The sequence below is a fragment of the Pseudomonas sp. FW305-70 genome, assembly GCF_058783925.1.
The window spans coordinates 138,059-153,940 of record NZ_JBYSYZ010000001.1; the positions used below are offsets into that span (position 1 = coordinate 138,059).

15 protein-coding genes, 1 tRNA gene and 1 pseudogene are annotated in these 15,882 nt (G+C 59.1%); 4 read left to right on the plus strand and 13 right to left on the minus strand.

Annotated elements, in window-relative coordinates:
* Positions 1-101: 101 nt before the first annotated feature.
* The 3 genes from AC3WN7_RS00625 to AC3WN7_RS00635 all read right to left on the minus strand — a co-directional run bounded on the left by AC3WN7_RS00625 (position 102) and on the right by AC3WN7_RS00635 (position 1,011).
* A complete protein-coding gene (locus tag AC3WN7_RS00625; protein ID WP_008017639.1) occupies positions 102-434 on the minus strand; it encodes a type II toxin-antitoxin system HicB family antitoxin in 333 nt (110 codons plus the stop codon).
* Positions 394-651 carry a type II toxin-antitoxin system HicA family toxin gene (locus AC3WN7_RS00630; protein ID WP_102673287.1) on the minus strand — a complete coding sequence of 86 codons (258 nt, stop codon included), beginning with the start codon at positions 649-651 and terminating at the stop codon, positions 394-396. Before AC3WN7_RS00630 ends, AC3WN7_RS00625 begins: the two co-directional genes overlap by 41 nt.
* Positions 652-921: 270 nt before the next feature.
* A tRNA-Ser gene (locus AC3WN7_RS00635) sits at positions 922-1,011 on the minus strand.
* Positions 1,012-1,319: 308 nt separating this feature from the next.
* Between AC3WN7_RS00635 and AC3WN7_RS00640 the strand changes: the two genes are divergently transcribed.
* From AC3WN7_RS00640 to AC3WN7_RS00650, 3 genes are all read left to right on the plus strand, one after another.
* Entirely contained in the window at positions 1,320-2,009 is a 690-nt protein-coding gene (locus AC3WN7_RS00640; protein ID WP_095964038.1) for a crotonase/enoyl-CoA hydratase family protein, read from the plus strand.
* A 214-nt stretch (positions 2,010-2,223) separates the two neighbouring features.
* Positions 2,224-2,946 carry a lysophospholipid acyltransferase family protein gene (locus AC3WN7_RS00645; protein ID WP_095964037.1) on the plus strand — a complete coding sequence of 241 codons (723 nt, stop codon included), beginning with the start codon at positions 2,224-2,226 and terminating at the stop codon, positions 2,944-2,946.
* 162 nt (positions 2,947-3,108) lie between these two features.
* Positions 3,109-4,080 carry a magnesium and cobalt transport protein CorA gene (locus AC3WN7_RS00650; RefSeq protein WP_095964036.1) on the plus strand — a complete coding sequence of 324 codons (972 nt, stop codon included), beginning with the start codon at positions 3,109-3,111 and terminating at the stop codon, positions 4,078-4,080.
* A 147-nt stretch (positions 4,081-4,227) separates the two neighbouring features.
* Here the strand turns inward: AC3WN7_RS00650 and AC3WN7_RS00655 are convergent, their stop codons facing one another.
* The 3 genes from AC3WN7_RS00655 to AC3WN7_RS00665 all read right to left on the minus strand — a co-directional run bounded on the left by AC3WN7_RS00655 (position 4,228) and on the right by AC3WN7_RS00665 (position 8,420).
* The gene (locus AC3WN7_RS00655) at positions 4,228-4,950 is read right to left on the minus strand and encodes an amidotransferase (RefSeq protein WP_007971914.1); all 723 of its coding nucleotides are present in this window, start codon (positions 4,948-4,950) and stop codon (positions 4,228-4,230) included.
* Between the two features lie 95 nt (positions 4,951-5,045).
* Positions 5,046-7,190, minus strand: coding sequence for a 3-hydroxyacyl-CoA dehydrogenase NAD-binding domain-containing protein (locus AC3WN7_RS00660; protein WP_102673288.1), 2,145 nt, complete (start codon positions 7,188-7,190; stop codon positions 5,046-5,048).
* 24 nt (positions 7,191-7,214) lie between these two features.
* Positions 7,215-8,420: an acetyl-CoA C-acetyltransferase gene (locus AC3WN7_RS00665; protein ID WP_102673289.1), complete on the minus strand. Its 1,206-nt coding sequence runs from the start codon at positions 8,418-8,420 to the stop codon at positions 7,215-7,217.
* 603 nt (positions 8,421-9,023) lie between these two features.
* Here AC3WN7_RS00665 and AC3WN7_RS00670 point away from each other — a divergent pair.
* A pseudogene (locus AC3WN7_RS00670) lies at positions 9,024-9,846 on the plus strand (c-type cytochrome).
* 105 nt (positions 9,847-9,951) lie between these two features.
* Here the strand turns inward: AC3WN7_RS00670 and AC3WN7_RS00675 are convergent.
* The 7 genes from AC3WN7_RS00675 to AC3WN7_RS00705 form a co-directional block, all read right to left on the minus strand.
* Positions 9,952-10,761, minus strand: coding sequence for a transglutaminase family protein (locus AC3WN7_RS00675; RefSeq protein ID WP_095964033.1), 810 nt, complete (start codon positions 10,759-10,761; stop codon positions 9,952-9,954).
* A complete protein-coding gene (locus AC3WN7_RS00680; protein ID WP_007971901.1) occupies positions 10,758-11,708 on the minus strand; it encodes an alpha-E domain-containing protein in 951 nt (316 codons plus the stop codon). Before AC3WN7_RS00680 ends, AC3WN7_RS00675 begins: the two co-directional genes overlap by 4 nt.
* Before the next feature lie 12 nt (positions 11,709-11,720).
* A complete protein-coding gene (locus AC3WN7_RS00685) occupies positions 11,721-13,130 on the minus strand; it encodes a circularly permuted type 2 ATP-grasp protein (RefSeq protein WP_007971899.1) in 1,410 nt (469 codons plus the stop codon).
* A 402-nt stretch (positions 13,131-13,532) separates the two neighbouring features.
* Positions 13,533-13,877 carry a ribonuclease E inhibitor RraB gene (locus AC3WN7_RS00690; RefSeq protein ID WP_007971898.1) on the minus strand — a complete coding sequence of 115 codons (345 nt, stop codon included), beginning with the start codon at positions 13,875-13,877 and terminating at the stop codon, positions 13,533-13,535.
* Between the two features lie 210 nt (positions 13,878-14,087).
* Positions 14,088-14,321 (minus strand): hypothetical protein, encoded by a 234-nt coding sequence (locus AC3WN7_RS00695; protein WP_102673291.1) that lies wholly within the window; start codon positions 14,319-14,321, stop codon positions 14,088-14,090.
* Between the two features lie 201 nt (positions 14,322-14,522).
* A complete protein-coding gene (speE, locus tag AC3WN7_RS00700; RefSeq protein ID WP_095964031.1) occupies positions 14,523-15,398 on the minus strand; it encodes a polyamine aminopropyltransferase in 876 nt (291 codons plus the stop codon).
* Positions 15,399-15,651: 253 nt separating this feature from the next.
* Complete coding sequence (locus tag AC3WN7_RS00705; RefSeq protein ID WP_095964030.1) at positions 15,652-15,843, minus strand: PLD nuclease N-terminal domain-containing protein; 192 nt, start codon at positions 15,841-15,843, stop codon at positions 15,652-15,654.
* Positions 15,844-15,882 lie beyond the last annotated feature (39 nt).

The following is a 15,882-nucleotide window of genomic DNA, read 5'->3' on the forward strand; positions in this document are numbered from 1 at the left end:
GTGAACTTGGCCATTTCTCTGCAAAAGCACTGATGCCAGTGCAGCAGTCCGATTCCGCAGTCACACCTGACCAGATACCGCAGTGAACAAATAACACAACCTTAGGCATGCGCTTCGCGATCAAGCACGTCGGCGACCCACTGATTGATACTCTTGTGAGCTAACTGCGCTTTTACCGCGACCGTCGCATGCAGTGCGGGGGCCAGACGCAGACTCAGGTTGCCCGAGTAGGGCTTCTGCGGTGCACGTCCGAGCTTGGCGCACGTTTCCAGATAGTCAGTGACGGCCTCTTCGAACGCCGCTCGGAGTTCCTGGACTGACTCGCCGTGAAACCCAACGACATCCTTGATGCCTGCGATGTGGCCGACAAACAGGCCATCTTCGTCGCTGTACTCAATTCTGGCTGCATAGCCGTTGTAATTCATCACGTTCACGCGTAACTCCTGCTTGTTCAAGGAAAGTCCGAGCGTCTCGCACCTGGTAGGGCTTGGCTTCTTTGTCGGGGTGGGGACGGTGAAAGGTGGCCACCACGCCATTGAGCTCAAAACGTACTCGCGATCCATGGCCTTCAATGGTTCTGGCGCCTGCTGCGCCGAGCAAGGACTCGATACGCGCCCACTCCAGCGTGGCTGGGCTAGCCGCGAATGACATCGCTGATGCATGAAGCGACCCTCCAACACGTGCGAAGAAAACGCCGCTTACCCAGCAATAGGAAAGCGGCGTTTTCGTGTCTGAGGTTCAGATTTTGTTTGGGGCGGTTACAAGAATATCCGGTGGGTCTCGCTGAAGTTGTAGGCAAAATCTGAGAGTTGCGTAAGGAGGTACGCTGCTTATTGTTCCCATATCGCCTTTTTTCAGACGCAAGAAATCACAAACCCCCGACTCTCTCTAGGAAAATCAGGGGTTTGTGTTTACAGAATGTGGCGGTGAAGGAGAGATTCGAACTCTCGATACAGTTTCCTGTATACACACTTTCCAGGCGTGCTCCTTAAGCCACTCGGACACTTCACCGTATCTCTTCAAACATGTTCTGTCTGTCGAGGCGCGCTAATGTAGTCGAAAGCTTTTCCGATGGCAAACATTTTTTTCAGAATTTTCATGCGCTTAACGCGATTCAGCGTTTGCGCTCCCTCCGGGCCATGGCAAACCGGCCAATCTCCGGCTTCGTGCCCTCCTCTATATAGAGGGGAATGCGCAGTAGGCGCGGCGGGCTGCGCCTGGCGAGCGGGCAAAGGGTGACTGGCGGGTCAGTCACGGCGCTTTACCTGGCCTGCGGCGGTGGGTAACGTCTGCCCAACTTTATTGAAAGGAATAGCGTCATGAGTGAGTTGATTTCATACCATCTCGAAGACGGTATCGCGACCCTGACCTTGAGCAATGGCAAGGTCAATGCCATCTCCCCGGATGTGATTGCCGAGTTCAACGCTGCGCTGGATCGGGCAGTGACTGATCGTGCGGTGGTGATCATTACCGGCCAGCCGGGCATTCTCTCTGGCGGCTATGACTTGAAGGTGATGACGGCCGGCCCTAGAGAAGCCGTGGCACTGGTGACCTCCGGCTCGACCCTGGCCCGCCGCCTGCTGTCGCACCCCTTCCCGGTGATCGTGGCGTGCCCGGGGCATGCGGTGGCCAAGGGTGCGTTCCTGCTGTTGTCGGCCGACTATCGCATCGGCGTAGACGGTCCGTTCAGCATTGGCCTGAACGAAGTGCAGATCGGCATGACCATGCACCACGCGGGCATCGAGATTGCCCGTGACCGCCTGAACAAAGTGGCGCTTCAGCGCTCGGTGGTCAACGGTGAGATGTTCAATCCACAAGGCGCCGTGGCTGCCGGCTTCCTGGATGTCGTGGTGTCGGCGGAAGAACTGCAAGGCGCGGCACTGGCGGCGGCTCGTCAGTTGAAGAAGATCAACATGACCGCGCACAAGAACACCAAATTGAAAGTGCGCAAAGCACTGCTGGAGGCCCTGGACAACGCGATCATCCAGGACCAGGAGCATTTGGGTTAAGCCCGGATCTGCTGCAACGAAGAGCCCGACCGTCGTGTCGGGCTTTTTCGTACCTGTCCTGGTAAAACTTCTGTGACCGCTCTAGACCGCATCTGACCAATTGGTCGGAAACATCAACACAAACATCGGCTATCTCTCACTACTCTGGCAGCAATTGCCGAAAACAGTGCACATCCGTACACTGCGCCACCTTTTGTCCCGGTGGGGCCTGTAAATGCTGTTTTTGTTCCGTATGTCATTGATGGGTCTGCATTTTATCGTGGCGGGCGTGCTGGGTGTAATCCTCGGCCTGTGCCGGCCTTTCAACCCGGACAACAGCCGCCTGTGCGCACGCCTGTATGCGTGGCCGGCCATGTGCATTTTGCGTTTGCGGGTGAAGGCCGAAGTCGGGCCGTTGATGGATAAACCTGACAGCTGCGTGATCATCGCCAATCATCAGTCCAACTATGACTTGTTTGTGTTTGGCAACGTGGTACCCCGCCGTACCGTGTGCATCGGCAAAAAGAGCCTGAAATGGGTGCCACTGTTCGGGCAGTTGTTCTGGCTGGCCGGCAATGTGCTGATCGACCGCGGCAATGCGCAAAAGGCGCGCAAGTCGATGTTGACCACCACCCACACCCTGCAAAACAAAGACACTTCGATCTGGGTATTCCCGGAAGGCACGCGCAACCTGGGTGAGGAGTTGCTCCCCTTCAAGAAAGGCGCATTCCAGATGGCCATTGCCGCCGGGGTACCCATCGTGCCGGTGTGTGTCAGCAGTTACGTCAAACACATGCAATTGAACCGCTGGCGCAGCGGGAAAATCCTGATTCGCTCGTTGCCGGCGATTCCTACCGCCGGATTGAGCCTGGACGACATGCCCCTGCTGATTGCCCAGTGCCGCGAGCAGATGCGTGAATGCATCGAGTCGATGGACCGGCAACTGCAAGCCGCCTGAACAAGAAACCCGCCTGGTGCGGGTTTTCTTTTGCCTGCGAGACTTTACCGGCGAACTCGGAAGATTTAACTGACTCTCAAACCCTTGCGAGGCTAAGCTGATCGACACTGCCATTGCATTTGTTGCCAATTGAAAGCTGCCAAGAAGAAGTGAAGCACCATCATGGGTAGAGTTGTTGCTGCTGCGGTTTATAGCGCCGGTAAGAAAGTCACCAATATCACCCTCGACGAAGGCGCAGCCTGGGCGGCAAAGCCCGGGCACTTTGTCTGGATCGGCCTCGAGGAGCCGAACGCCGAGGAGCTCTACAACCTGCAACGCCAGTTCAACCTGCACGAGCTGGCCATTGAAGACGCCCTGGAAAAACACAGCCGGCCGAAGCTGGAAACCTTCGGCGATGCGCTGTTCATCGTTACCTACTCGCCGATTCGTAATGAAGGCAAACTCGAGTTCATCGAAACACATATCTTTGCGGGCAAGGGTTACATCATTACCGCACGCAACGGCCATTCGGCTTCCTACGCCTATGTCCGACAGCGCTGTGAGGCACGTCCCATTCTGCTGGAGCACGGAGAAGATTTCGTACTTTACGCCATCCTCGACTTCGTCATCGAAAACTACCAGCCAATGGGTGAAGCCATCCATGCTGAAATCGATGAGCTGGAACACAACGTACTTTGCAGTGCGCTGAATGAGCATGACATTCAGAAACTTCATGGCTTGCGCCGGGATGTCTTGCGCCTGCGTCGTTACGCGGCGCCGATGGTGGAGATTGGCGAGGAACTGCAAAAGCTGAGCTTCCCGTTCATCGACAAGAACATGCGTCCGTACTTTCGCGATGTGCAGATCCATGTAACGCGGCAGATGGAAGACCTCACGACCCTGGCGGATATTGCCAGCCAGACGATTGAGGTCGGGGTGCTGCTGGAGGCCTCTCGCCAGAGCGTGGTGCAACGCAAGTTTGCGGCCTGGGCGGCGATTCTGGCCTTTCCGACGGCGGTGGCGGGGATTTACGGGATGAACTTCCAGAACATGCCGGAGTTGAGCTGGCACTACGGCTATTTCGGGGTGCTGGGGTTTATTACGGTGGGTTGCGTGGGGTTGTGGACGAGTTTCAAGAAATCGGGCTGGTTGTAGGAGCGAGCTCGCTCGCGAAAAAGCCAGAGGCGCCGCTGTCTCCCTGGTTCAACGCGCTATCGTTCACGACCTTCGCGAGCAAGCCCGCTCTCACATGTTGATCGCATTTCAATGTGGGAGCGGGCTTGCTCGCGAAGCATTCAGGTTTTAAACAGCTGCCGGTTTATGCGCGACAAACCGCATCATCCATTCGGCAACCGTGGTGCCGTGGTGCTCCTGCTCCAGGCTCGCAATGCCTTTGGAGTAAATCTGCTGGCCCAGCGCATCCTGACGAATCTCCAGCAAGGCGCGGGAGTAGTCGTGGATGAATTCCGGATGCCCCTGGAAACACAGCACCTGATCGTTGATGTGGTAGGCAGCATAGGGGCAGAAATCGCTGGAGGCGATGACTGTGGCGTTCTCCGGCAGCGACGTGACCTGATCCTGGTGGCTGATCAGCAGCGTCAGTTCTTCGCGTACAGGACTCATCCACGGGGCCTTGGCGGCCAGTTTGTAGTTGTGGGTGCCGACACCCCAACCCTGGGTCGCGCGCTCGCTCTTGCCACCGAGCAGCAATGCCAGCAACTGATGACCGAAGCAGACGCCGAGCAACTTGTCGCCACGCTCGTAGCGGGTCAGCAGGTACTTCTTGAGGGTTTCGATCCACGGGTCGGTGCCGAAGGAATCGGCCTTGCTGCCCGTCACCAGGTAAGCGTCGAATGTCAGGTCGTCGCTTGGGTATTCACCCTGCACCACGTTGTAGACGGTGAACTCGGCGGCAATCGGCTGCTGCGAAAACAGGTGTTTGAACATCTGCCCGTAGCCCTGATATTGGTCAACCAATTCCGGACGCAGGTGGTCGGTTTCCAGAATGCAGATGCGTAACGACATAAAAAATACCTGACACGTGATGGGAATAATGCACACCCCAGAGCCTGCCTCGAAACACGGTAACAAGGCAAGCCCCGAAATGTGTCATCGCGCCCTTAGAAGGCCTCCCCTTTCGCCGCTTTTTCCAGGAGCAGTGCAGGCGGCGCGAACCGTTCGCCATACTGCTTGGCCAGGTACTGGGCGCGGGCGACAAAGTCCTGTACGCCGTACTGGTTGATGAACTGCAGTGCACCGCCGGTCCAGGCGGCGAAACCGATGCCGAAGATCGAGCCGACGTTGGCGTCCGCCGTCGAGGTCAACACGCCCTCCTCCACACAACGCACGGTTTCGATGGCTTGCACAAACAGCAGGCGATCACGCACATCCACTGGCGAAATCTGCCCGTCGGCTTTCTCGAAGCGTTTTTTCAACTCCGGCCACAGGTGTTTCTGGCCGCCCACCGGATACTCGTAGAAACCTCCACCGGCAGCCTTGCCCGGACGCTTGAACTCATTGAGCAGCAAGTCGATGACGGCAAACGCAGGATGCTCTGTCAGCGGCTTGCCTTCTGCTTGCAGGTCCTTGTCCGTTTGCAGGCGGATATGGTTCATCAGGCTGAGGGAAACTTCATCAGAGATCGCCAGCGGTCCTACAGGCATGCCGGCCTTGCGTGCTTCAGTCTCGATCATCGCCGCGTTCACACCTTCGCCCAGCATGGCAATGCCTTCGTTGGTGAAGGTGCCGAACACCCGCGACGTGAAGAAACCGCGGCTGTCGTTGACCACAATCGGGGTTTTCCTGATTTGCAGGACGTAATCGAATCCGCGGGCCAGGGTTTCGTCGCTGGTGTTGGCACCCTTGATGATTTCCACCAGCGGCATTTTTTCCACGGGGCTGAAAAAATGCAGGCCGATGAATTTGCTCTGATCGGGCACGGCGCACGCCAGGCCGCTGATCGGCAAGGTCGAGGTGTTGGACGCGATCACCGCGTCCGCGCCGACGACCTTCTGCGCGGCCAACGAGACTTTGGCCTTGAGGTCACGATCCTCGAACACCGCCTCGATGATCAGGTCGCAACCGGCCAGGTCAGCATCGTTTTCGGTGGCTTGAATACGCGCCAGCACCGCGTCACGCTGCTCGATGCTCATTTGTCCGCGGCCGACTTTCTTGTCCAGCAGCGCTGCCGAATGCGCCTTGCCCTTCTCGGCTGCGGCGAGATTGATGTCCTTGAGTACCACATCGATACCCGCCGACGCGCTGACAAACGCAATACCGGCGCCCATCATCCCGGCGCCGAGCACGCCGACCTTGCGGGTGACATAAGGCGCAAAACCTTGAGGTCGCGAGCCGCCAGCATTGATTTCGTTGAGCTGGAACCAGAATGTACCGATCAGGTTTTTCGAGACCTGGCCGGTGGTCAGCTCGGTGAAGTAGCGGGTTTCGATCAGGTGCGCGGTGTCGAAATCCACCTGCGCGCCCTCGACCGCTGCGCAGAGGATTTTCTCCGGCGCGGGCATCGTGCCCTGGGTTTTGCTGCGCAGGATAGACGGGGCAATCGCCAGCATCTGGGCGACTTTCGGGCTTGACGGTGTACCGCCCGGAATCTGATAGCCCTTCACGTCCCAGCGTTGTACCGCCACCGGGTTGGCGAGAATCCACGCCCGCGCCTTGGCCAACAGATCTTCGCGGTCGGTTGCCAAATCGTCGATCAGGCCTGCCTGCAATGCCTGTTGCGGCCGCACCTTCTTGCCTTCCAGCAGGTACGGCAGGGCTTTTTCGATCCCGAGCATACGCACCATGCGCACCACGCCACCACCGCCCGGCAGCAGGCCGAGGGTGACTTCCGGCAGGCCGAGTTGCACCGCAGGATTATCCAGCGCCACCCGATGATGGCAGGCCAGGCAGATTTCCCAGCCGCCGCCGAGTGCCGCGCCGTTGATCGCCGCAACCACCGGTTTGCCGAGGGTTTCCAGGGTGCGCAACTGCCCCTTGAGGGTCAGCACCATGTCGTAGAAGGCTTTGGCTTCGGGCTTGCCGACCTTGATCAATTCATTGAGGTCGCCGCCGGCAAAGAAGGTTTTCTTGGCCGACGTGATGATCACACCGGCGATGTTGTCCTTGTCGCCCACCAGGCGCGCGACGCAGTCGGCCATGGCCTCGCGGTACACCGCGTTCATGGTGTTGGCGCTCTGGTCCGGCAGGTCGATGGTCAGGACGACAATACGGTCCTGGTCTTTTTCATAACGAATGGCTTCGCTCATAACGGGGTTCCTTGAAGTCCGGGCTCAGAGGCGTTCGATGATGGTGGCAATGCCCATGCCGCCGCCGACACACAGGGTCGCGAGGCCATAACGCAGGCGTCGGGCTTCCAGTTCATCCAGCAGCGTGCCGAGAATGGCGCAACCGGTGGCGCCCAGCGGGTGGCCCATGGCGATGGAACCGCCGTTGACATTGACCTTGTCCGGGTCGACCGCCATGTCCTTGATGAATTTCAACACCACCGAAGCGAACGCCTCGTTGACCTCGAACAGGTCGATGTCTTCGACCCGCAGCCCGGCCTTGGCCAACGCCTTGCGGGTCGCCGGCGCGGGGCCGGTGAGCATGATGGTCGGGTCGGTACTGGTGACCGCCGTGGCGACAATCCGCGCCCGGGGCTGCAGCCCCAGCTCCCGGCCCTTGGCTTCGGAGCCGATGAGCATCAGCGCCGCACCATCGACAATCCCGGAGCTGTTGCCGGGGGTGTGAACATGATTGATCCGTTCGACATGGCTGTAGACCCGCAGCGCGGTGGCATCGAACCCCATCTGCCCCATCATCTCGAAACTCGGCTTGAGCTTGCCCAGGCCTTCCAGGGTCGATTCGGCGCGGATGAACTCATCATGATCGAGCAGGATGATGCCGTTCTGGTCCTGCACCGGCACCAGCGACTTGTTGAACGAACCGTCGGCCCGCGCCCGCGCTGCCTTCTGCTGGGAATGCAGGGCATAGGCATCGACGTCCTGACGGCTGAAACCTTCAAGGGTGGCGATCAGATCGGCACCCACCCCTTGCGGCGTGAAATGGCTGTGCAGGTTGGTCGCCGGGTCCAGCGCCCAGGCGCCGCCATCGCTGCCCATCGGCACCCGTGACATCGACTCGACACCACCGACCACCACCAGATCCTCGAAGCCGGAACGCACTTTCATTGCGCCGAGGTTGACCGCCTCCAGCCCCGAAGCGCAGAAACGGTTGATTTGTACCCCCGCCACACTGACATCCCAATCGGCCACCTGGGCGGCGGTTTTGGCGATGTCAGAACCTTGATCGCCAATCGGCGTCACGCAGCCGAGCACCACGTCATCGACCTGGCTGGTGTCCAGCGCCGTGCGCTGCTGCAGCGCAGTGAGCAAACCGGCCACCAGGTTCACCGGCTTGACACTGTGCAAGGCGCCGTCGGCCTTGCCTTTGCCACGGGGCGTGCGTAACGCGTCGAAAATCAATGCTTGGGTCATGACGTCCTCGAACCGCAGTGCAGGAGAGTAAATGCAGAGCGCTCACTCTTGGCCCGAGTCGCGTTTGATTCAATGACCGCAGCGCTCATAGATGTTGACGCACACGCTCAGACGGACGGTCGTCAACGATCGGATTAACCGATTCAGGATACCAAGCTGTCTAGCCAACGGGCGGCAAAGAAGCTGGCAATAGGCCTCATACCTTTTTTAAAGCTAATCGTAACTTAACCATACGAAATGGATCTAAACCAAGCGCGGCGCGGGCTCTAAGGTGAACTTGTACGAAGTTGTCGTCGGGTTTTGCCGAGGCGCTCGTCATTACAGGAAGTGCAACGCGCTGCCAACATGGAGATATGCAGGCAGGCATCAGGAAATAACAATAAAGGCGGTCAAGCCATGTTCAAACAATCGAAAGTACGTCAAGCCGGGCTCATCCTTTTTGCCACCACGCTGTTGTTGATACTGCCAAACCTGACAAAGGTCATCGGCTAGTCGCGTCTGAAAGATACGGCGTCACAGTTTTTGAATTGCCACTATCAAAATGTGACTGGCCCGCTTCCCGGGCCAGCGTGGCTGTGCCAACCTTCATGGCACTTCCACGACATGGACGGCGATCACTTTGAAAATGCTTATTCTGCTCGGGGCCCTGCTGTTCGGCTCGCCCCTTTTGGCCGCACAGCTGAATCTGGATCTGGGCGCGAACAGTCGCACCTGGCAGACGGAGGAATTGCTCAAGCATCCTCAGGTGCAAACCCTCAACATCAGCAACGACGTTTCCTACAAACGGGACATGAGCTACCGCGCCGTGCCTCTGTCCGCCCTGCTGACCGGCATCCAGCCTGACGACCACCTGCAAGCCGTGGCCCTGGATGGCTTTGCCGCCGAAATGGCCGCGGCGCCGCTGCTCAATACCCAAGGGGCGCGGGCCTGGCTGGCAATTGAAGACCCGGCCAAACCGTGGCCAGCGCTATCGGAAGGCAAGCCGGGTGCCGGGCCGTTCTACCTGGTCTGGACCGATCCGCAGGCCGGTAACATCAGCCCGGAGCAATGGCCGTTCCAGGTGGCGAGCATCAAGCGCCTGGCGCCCGTGGCCGAGCGTTTTCCTGCCCTGCTGCCCGATCCGTCCTTGAAGGCCGATGATCCGGTGAACAAGGGTTTTGTGTTGTTCCAGAAGAACTGCCTGGCGTGCCATCGACTCAATGGTGCCGGGGATGCGCAGTTCGGGCCGGACCTGAATATTCCATACAGCCCGACCGAGTACTTCGGCGCGGACTTCCTCAAGCGCTACATTCGCGATCCACAGAGTTTGCGTCAGTGGCCGCAGGCGAAGATGCCCGGGTTCTCGGCCGAGGTGTTGCCGGATGGGGATCTGGGGATGCTGGTGGGGTATTTGCAGCATATGGTCGGGCGCAAAATCAAGCCCTGATTCTTGTGCTGCATGGACCGGCGTCTTCGCGAGCAAGCCCGCTCCCACATTGGAATGCGTTCCCCCTGTGGGAGCGGGCTTGCTCGCGAAGCGGTATCCCCGATTCTACTGTTGTTGCACTGAAATAACCGGCGCGGGCGTCGGTGAGACCAGCACCTTCGCGTGCATCTGCTCACACCCGCCGCCCCGGCGCATCCCGCGTACCGGGCAGGCATCCAGGTAATCCAGGCCCACGGCCAGTTTCAGGTGACGCTCCGGCCGGGCCAGTTCGTTGGTCACGTCGAAGCTGTACCAGGCGTCATCCAGCCAGGCTTCGGCCCAGGCGTGGCTGGCCAGGTGTTCGCTGCTTTCGCTGTACAGATAGCCCGACACATAACGTGCAGGAATGCCCAGGCTGCGGGTGCAGGCAAGAAACGCATGGGTATGGTCCTGACAGACGCCGGAGCGTCCGGCAAAGGCCTGGGCCGCGCTGGTGTCCACTTCCGTGGAACCGGGCGTGTAGGTCATATGCTGGTTGAGTCCATGCATCAGATCGATCAACGCCGTGCGGTCGCGGCGTTGCTTGCACGCCTTCTCGGCGAACGCACGCAGGGCGGCATCAGCTTCAGTCAAACGGGTGAATCGCAGAAACGGCAGTGCCGACTGGCTTTCGTGTTCGGCCTCACGCCACTCATCGATATCGACCTGGCCGCGGGCACCGATGATGATCGCCTCGTGAGGCTCATCCATGGTCAGCACATGCAGAATATTGCCGAACGGATCGAGTTGCGCCCGCACCGGACGCGGCAGGTCGAGCTCCCAGCTGAGCACGTGCTGGCGCTCGCTGTCGTGGGGCGTCAGCCGCAGATACTGGATGCTCGCCCGCACCTTGTCTTCGTAGTGATAGGTGGTCTCGTGGCTAATGGAAAGTCTCATGCCGCCTCCAGATAAGAACTGTGAATCGCGTTACCCAACTGGCGCACCAGCGGGATGAACTCGGTCAGCCAGGCGTGCAGGCCTTCTTCGAGAATTTCATGGATGCCGGTGTAGCGCAGGCGTGCATCCATTTCTGCCGCCAGGCGCTGTGCAGGACGACCGTTGGCCCCCGGCAATTGTGCGAGGATCTGGTCGATTTCTTCGGTGCAGGCGCGCAGGGAACGCGGTACATCGGCGCGCAGCAACAGCAATTCGGCAACATGCCGGGCGCCAGGGGCGTCGCGGTAGATTTCCGTGTAGGCCTCGAACGATGACAACGCCCGCAACAACGCGCTCCACTGGTAATACGCGTGAGCAGTGCCATCGCTGACCGCTTCGGCCTGGTCGCCGGCCATTTCGTAGCGGGCATCGAGCAGGCGCAAGGTGTTGTCCGCCCGCTCGATGAAGGTCCCCAGACGAATGAAGCGAAACGCATCGTTGCGCATGATGGTGCCGTAGGACGCGCCCCGGAACAGGTGGGAACGCTCCTTGATCCACTCGCAGAAACGGCTCATGCCGTAGCGACTGAGGCCCTGTTCGGCGATGCCGCGAATCTCCAGCCAGGTGGCATTGATGTTTTCCCACATGTCGGCGGTGATGCGCCCACGCACCGCATGGGCGCTGGCCCGTGCGGCACCGAGGCAGCTGTAGATGCTCGCCGGGTTGGCCGCATCCAGGGCGAAGAAATGCAGCAGCCGTTCGGCATGCAGTTCGCCATGGCGTTCCAGGTAATCGTCCAGGGTGCCGGTGATCAACAGTGGCATGGCCAATTCGTGCAAACCGTCGCCACGGCCGTCTTGCGGCATCAACGACAGCGAATAGCTGATGTCGAGCATCCGTGCGAGGTTTTCCGCCCGCTCCAGGTAACGCGACATCCAATACAAATCCGAGGCAGTTCTACTTAACATGGCAGGCTTCCTTTAATCCTCGACCACCCAGGTGTCCTTGGTTCCGCCGCCCTGGGAGGAGTTGACCACCAGGGAGCCTTCGCGCAGGGCGACACGGGTCAAGCCGCCGGGCACCACCCGGGTCTCGCGACCCGACAGGACAAACGGCCGCAAGTCGATGTGGCGTGGCGCGATGCCGTTTTCGACAAAGGTCGGACAGGTCGACAGCGACAGCGTGGGTTGTGCGATATAGGCATGGGGCTTGGCGATGATGCGCGCGCGGAAGGCTTCGATTTCCGCCGCCGTCGCGGCCGGCCCCACCAGCATTCCGTAACCGCCGGAGCCTTGGGTTTCCTTGACCACCAGTTCTGGAAGATTGGCCAGCACATGGGACAGCTCAGACGGATTTCGGCACTGCCAGGTCGGCACGTTCTTCAGGATCGGTTCTTCATCGAGGTAGAAACGGATCATGTCGGTCACGAACGGATACACCGATTTGTCGTCTGCCACCCCCGTGCCGATGGCATTGGCCAACACCACGTTGCCGGAACGGTAGGACGACAGCAGCCCCGGCACACCGAGCATCGATTCCGGGTTGAAGGCCAGCGGATCGAGGAAGGCGTCGTCGAGGCGACGATAGATCACGTCGACCGCTTTCGGCCCGTCGGTGGTGCGCATGAAGACCTTGTCGTCACGCACGAACAGGTCCGCGCCTTCCACCAGTTCCACACCCATTTCCCGCGCCAGAAACGCATGCTCAAAGAACGCGCTGTTGAAGCGACCGGGGGTCAGCACCACCACGCTAGGGTTGTCGATGGGGCTGGAGCTTTTCAGGGTATCGAGCAACAGGTTCGGGTAATGGTCGATGGGCGCGATGCGTTGCGCCGCGAACAGTTCGGGGAACAGGCGCATCATCATCTTGCGGTCTTCGAGCATGTAGCTGACGCCGCTCGGTGTGCGCAGATTGTCTTCGAGCACGTAGTAGGTGCCGTCACCGTCGCGCACCAGGTCGACACCTGAGATGTGCGAGTAGATATCGCGGTGCAGGTCCAGCCCCTGCATCGCCAACTGGTACTGCTCGTTGGCCAGCACCTGCTCGGCCGGAATGATGCCGGCCTTGATGATGCGTTGCTCGTGATACAGGTCGGCGAGGAACATGTTCAACGCCTTGACCCGCTGGATGCACCCGCGCTCGACGACCCGCCATTCACTGGCGGGGATACTGCGGGGGATGGTGTCGAAAGGAATCAGGCGCTCTGTGCCCTGCTCGTCCCCATAGAGCGTGAAGGTAATCCCGGCGCGATGAAACAACAGATCGGCCTCGCGTCGCCGTTGTGCCAGAAGCTCGTCAGGCGTCTCGGCCAGCCAACGGGCAAACTCCCGATAATGCGGGCGGACCTGGCCGCCGGCATCGTACATCTCATCAAAATAGGTGCGGATCATGCCGTACTCCTTGTCACTCGGACGTCCAGACCTTCGCAAGGCCCGTGCCAGCGGCATAAACGCTTTGATATCAATCAGTTGGATAATCAACGCGCAAGTACCGCACCATTCCTGTGCGGCAAATGCTCCAATCTGATCGCCCCCGCTTCATTGCAAGGCGTGGTTATCGCCTATCACCAGCATAGCCAGAGTTGATTTCACTGCCCGGTAACAGGTGCGGATAATCCAGGCATTCGCTGAAAAGCCCACCGAACTTCCCTTTTAGCCGCCTGCTCAGGCGGTTTTTTTTGCCTTCTTGAAACAAGATCAAAAGATCGCAGCCTTCGGCAGCTCCTACAGACCAAAATGAAAACGGCCAACCCGAAGGTCAGCCGTCAATACCGGTTGTCACTGTTCATAAGCCTATGCGAGTCGCCCTCGTACCTCCTGTTTCACACCCCAGCCTTCGATGATGCCGCCCAACGGCTCGACAACCGCTTCGAAACCCTGTTCGAAATCGCCGATGTCGTCGTAGGTGGCATACATGACTTTGCACAACTCCAGCGCCCAGGCGCCATCGTCGCGCACACTGACTTGCGCATCCAGAGATTCACCACGGTGGAAATGACCTGCCGCCCTGCGTGCCCGCTCCTCGTCCGGGAAAATGGCGTAGAACTCGATGGGATGAAACCGCGAAAAGTCAAAACCGCCTTCTTTCATGCGGCGCAACACGCTGCTGCTGATGTCTTCTTGATAGGCTGTGCTCATGAAACGTCCTCCTCAAAACGATGGATAGACTTTCCGTACTCCCTCACCCGCAACCGAACAGCGCGAGCGACGGCAAACGATGTGCCGGCGGGAAACAAGCATGGAGCTGACAAGACCAGACCTTAGCGATTCATTCGCTGATCTCGCTTGCAGAGTAGCCTCAAGATAGAGCCTCTGCCAAGGCCTGGATGTGAATGCGACAGGTGTCGTTCAGATTGCAGTAATGCCGAGGATTTCAATGCTGTTCTGGGACTTGAGCTCTTTGACGCTCGCATCGGCGGTCCGCCCTTCCAGATCGTTCAGATCCAGTTCGGCAGCGACAGGAAGAAGCCGGGACTTGATGAGCTTGGCGGCACGCTCGTTGTCCGGGCACTCATCGCACTCAAAGACCTCGTTAACGGTTTCGCCATGATCATCCACGAAAGTGATTTTCCACTTTGGCATTGATGCCTCCTCGATAAAACCCATGGATGGGCTTACCTTTATCTCGACCTTGTTAGCTGGCTAATTGTTCCGCCTGTTCTGCCGCAATTCAATGTGTGAGCGGGCTTGCTCGCGAATAAGGTGTGTCAGTTGACAGAATTGCTAACTGATACACCGCTTTCGCGAGCAAGCCCGCTCCCACAGGTGTTGCATTTCATCCAATCAGTCGTTGCTTGGCTTGTTCACTGCCTGCAACACGTATTGCGGCAGGGCGAACGCGCCGATGTGGATTTCAGGATTGTAGTAGCGCGTGACGATGCCGCTGCCCGTGAAACGCTGTTGCAGGGTTTCGCGGGACAACTTGCGATAAGCGGCATCGGTCGCGCCCCAGGCGAAGGTCATCGAGCCGCCGATGTAGGTCGGCACAGCGGCCTGGTAGAAGTGCCAGTCCGGGAACAGGCTGCGCAGGCGACCGGCGGTCGTCTTCACTTCTTCGATCTGCATGAACGGCGTGCCGTTCTGGGTCACCAGGATGCCGCCTTCGTTCAGGCAGCGGTGGCAAGCCTGGTAAAAGTTTTCCGAGAACAGCACTTCGCCCGGCCCGATCGGGTCAGTGGAGTCGGAAATGATCACGTCGAACTTTTCAGTGGTGGTGGCGACGAAACGCATGCCGTCGTCGATCACCAGGTTCAGGCGTGGATCGTCGAATGCACCCTTGGAGTGATTCGGCAGGAATTCCTTGCACATGTCGACCACGGTGCCGTCGATCTCGACCATGGTGATGTGCTCGACACTGCGGTGCTTGGCCACTTCACGCAACATGCCGCCGTCGCCGCCGCCGATGATCAGCACGCGCTTGGCGGTGCCGTGGGCGAGGATCGGTACGTGGGTCAGCATTTCGTGATAGATGAATTCGTCGGCTTCGGTGGTCTGGATCACGCCGTCCAGCGCCATCACGCGACCCATGCGCGGGTTCTCGAAGATCACCAGGTGCTGGTGTTCGGTGCGCACTTCGTGCAGCAGTTTTTCCATGCGAAAACGCTGGCCGTAGCCTTCGTAGAGGGTTTCCAGGTAGTCGCTGGTCGGGGTGATGCTCATGGGAAGTGCTCCGATGAATGCGGGTGGCAACGGACGGTTACCCGCCCATGATGGCCATTCGTTTGTCTCGAATGACCGGGAAAGGCGCGCATTCTACGTTGCGGAACATGACAGGTCGAACCTCACTTGTTCGACTTGCCACAATCCTGTGGGACGGGCTTGCTCGCGAAGGCGTAGTGCCAGTCACTATCGATGTTGACTGACTCACCGCTTTCGCGAGCAAGCCCGCTCCCACAGGTTCAGTGCCGCTTGTTCAGGCCCGTACGTTGCCCCGCGGCCCGGCGATAGCCCAAATGATCAGCCCCAGCACCGGTAACAGTGCGATCAACAGTACCCAGAGGACTTTCATCCCGGTCCCGGCACTACTTTTGAATACGTTGATGATGGCCCAGATGTCCAGGACAAAAATGATCAAGGCAACCAGGCTGTTGAACGTGGAACCCATGGTGACGCTCCTGAAGAGTGATTTGCCCTCTTAGGATAG

Excerpts from the sequence above, each read along its gene's own strand:
- AC3WN7_RS00630 (WP_102673287.1), bottom strand. The coding sequence starts at position 651 with ATGTCATTCGCGGCTAGCCCAGCCACGCTGGAGTGGGCGCGTATCGAG.
- AC3WN7_RS00640 (WP_095964038.1), top strand. The coding sequence starts at position 1,320 with ATGAGTGAGTTGATTTCATACCATCTCGAAGACGGTATCGCGACCCTG.
- AC3WN7_RS00645 (WP_095964037.1), top strand. The coding sequence starts at position 2,224 with ATGCTGTTTTTGTTCCGTATGTCATTGATGGGTCTGCATTTTATCGTG.
- AC3WN7_RS00650 (WP_095964036.1), top strand. The coding sequence starts at position 3,109 with ATGGGTAGAGTTGTTGCTGCTGCGGTTTATAGCGCCGGTAAGAAAGTC.
- AC3WN7_RS00655 (WP_007971914.1), bottom strand. The coding sequence starts at position 4,950 with ATGTCGTTACGCATCTGCATTCTGGAAACCGACCACCTGCGTCCGGAA.
- AC3WN7_RS00660 (WP_102673288.1), bottom strand. The coding sequence starts at position 7,190 with ATGAGCGAAGCCATTCGTTATGAAAAAGACCAGGACCGTATTGTCGTC.
- AC3WN7_RS00665 (WP_102673289.1), bottom strand. The coding sequence starts at position 8,420 with ATGACCCAAGCATTGATTTTCGACGCGTTACGCACGCCCCGTGGCAAA.
- AC3WN7_RS00675 (WP_095964033.1), bottom strand. The coding sequence starts at position 10,761 with ATGAGACTTTCCATTAGCCACGAGACCACCTATCACTACGAAGACAAG.
- AC3WN7_RS00680 (WP_007971901.1), bottom strand. The coding sequence starts at position 11,708 with ATGTTAAGTAGAACTGCCTCGGATTTGTATTGGATGTCGCGTTACCTG.
- AC3WN7_RS00685 (WP_007971899.1), bottom strand. The coding sequence starts at position 13,130 with ATGATCCGCACCTATTTTGATGAGATGTACGATGCCGGCGGCCAGGTC.
- AC3WN7_RS00690 (WP_007971898.1), bottom strand. The coding sequence starts at position 13,877 with ATGAGCACAGCCTATCAAGAAGACATCAGCAGCAGCGTGTTGCGCCGC.
- AC3WN7_RS00695 (WP_102673291.1), bottom strand. The coding sequence starts at position 14,321 with ATGCCAAAGTGGAAAATCACTTTCGTGGATGATCATGGCGAAACCGTT.
- speE (WP_095964031.1), bottom strand. The coding sequence starts at position 15,398 with ATGAGCATCACCCCGACCAGCGACTACCTGGAAACCCTCTACGAAGGC.
- AC3WN7_RS00705 (WP_095964030.1), bottom strand. The coding sequence starts at position 15,843 with ATGGGTTCCACGTTCAACAGCCTGGTTGCCTTGATCATTTTTGTCCTG.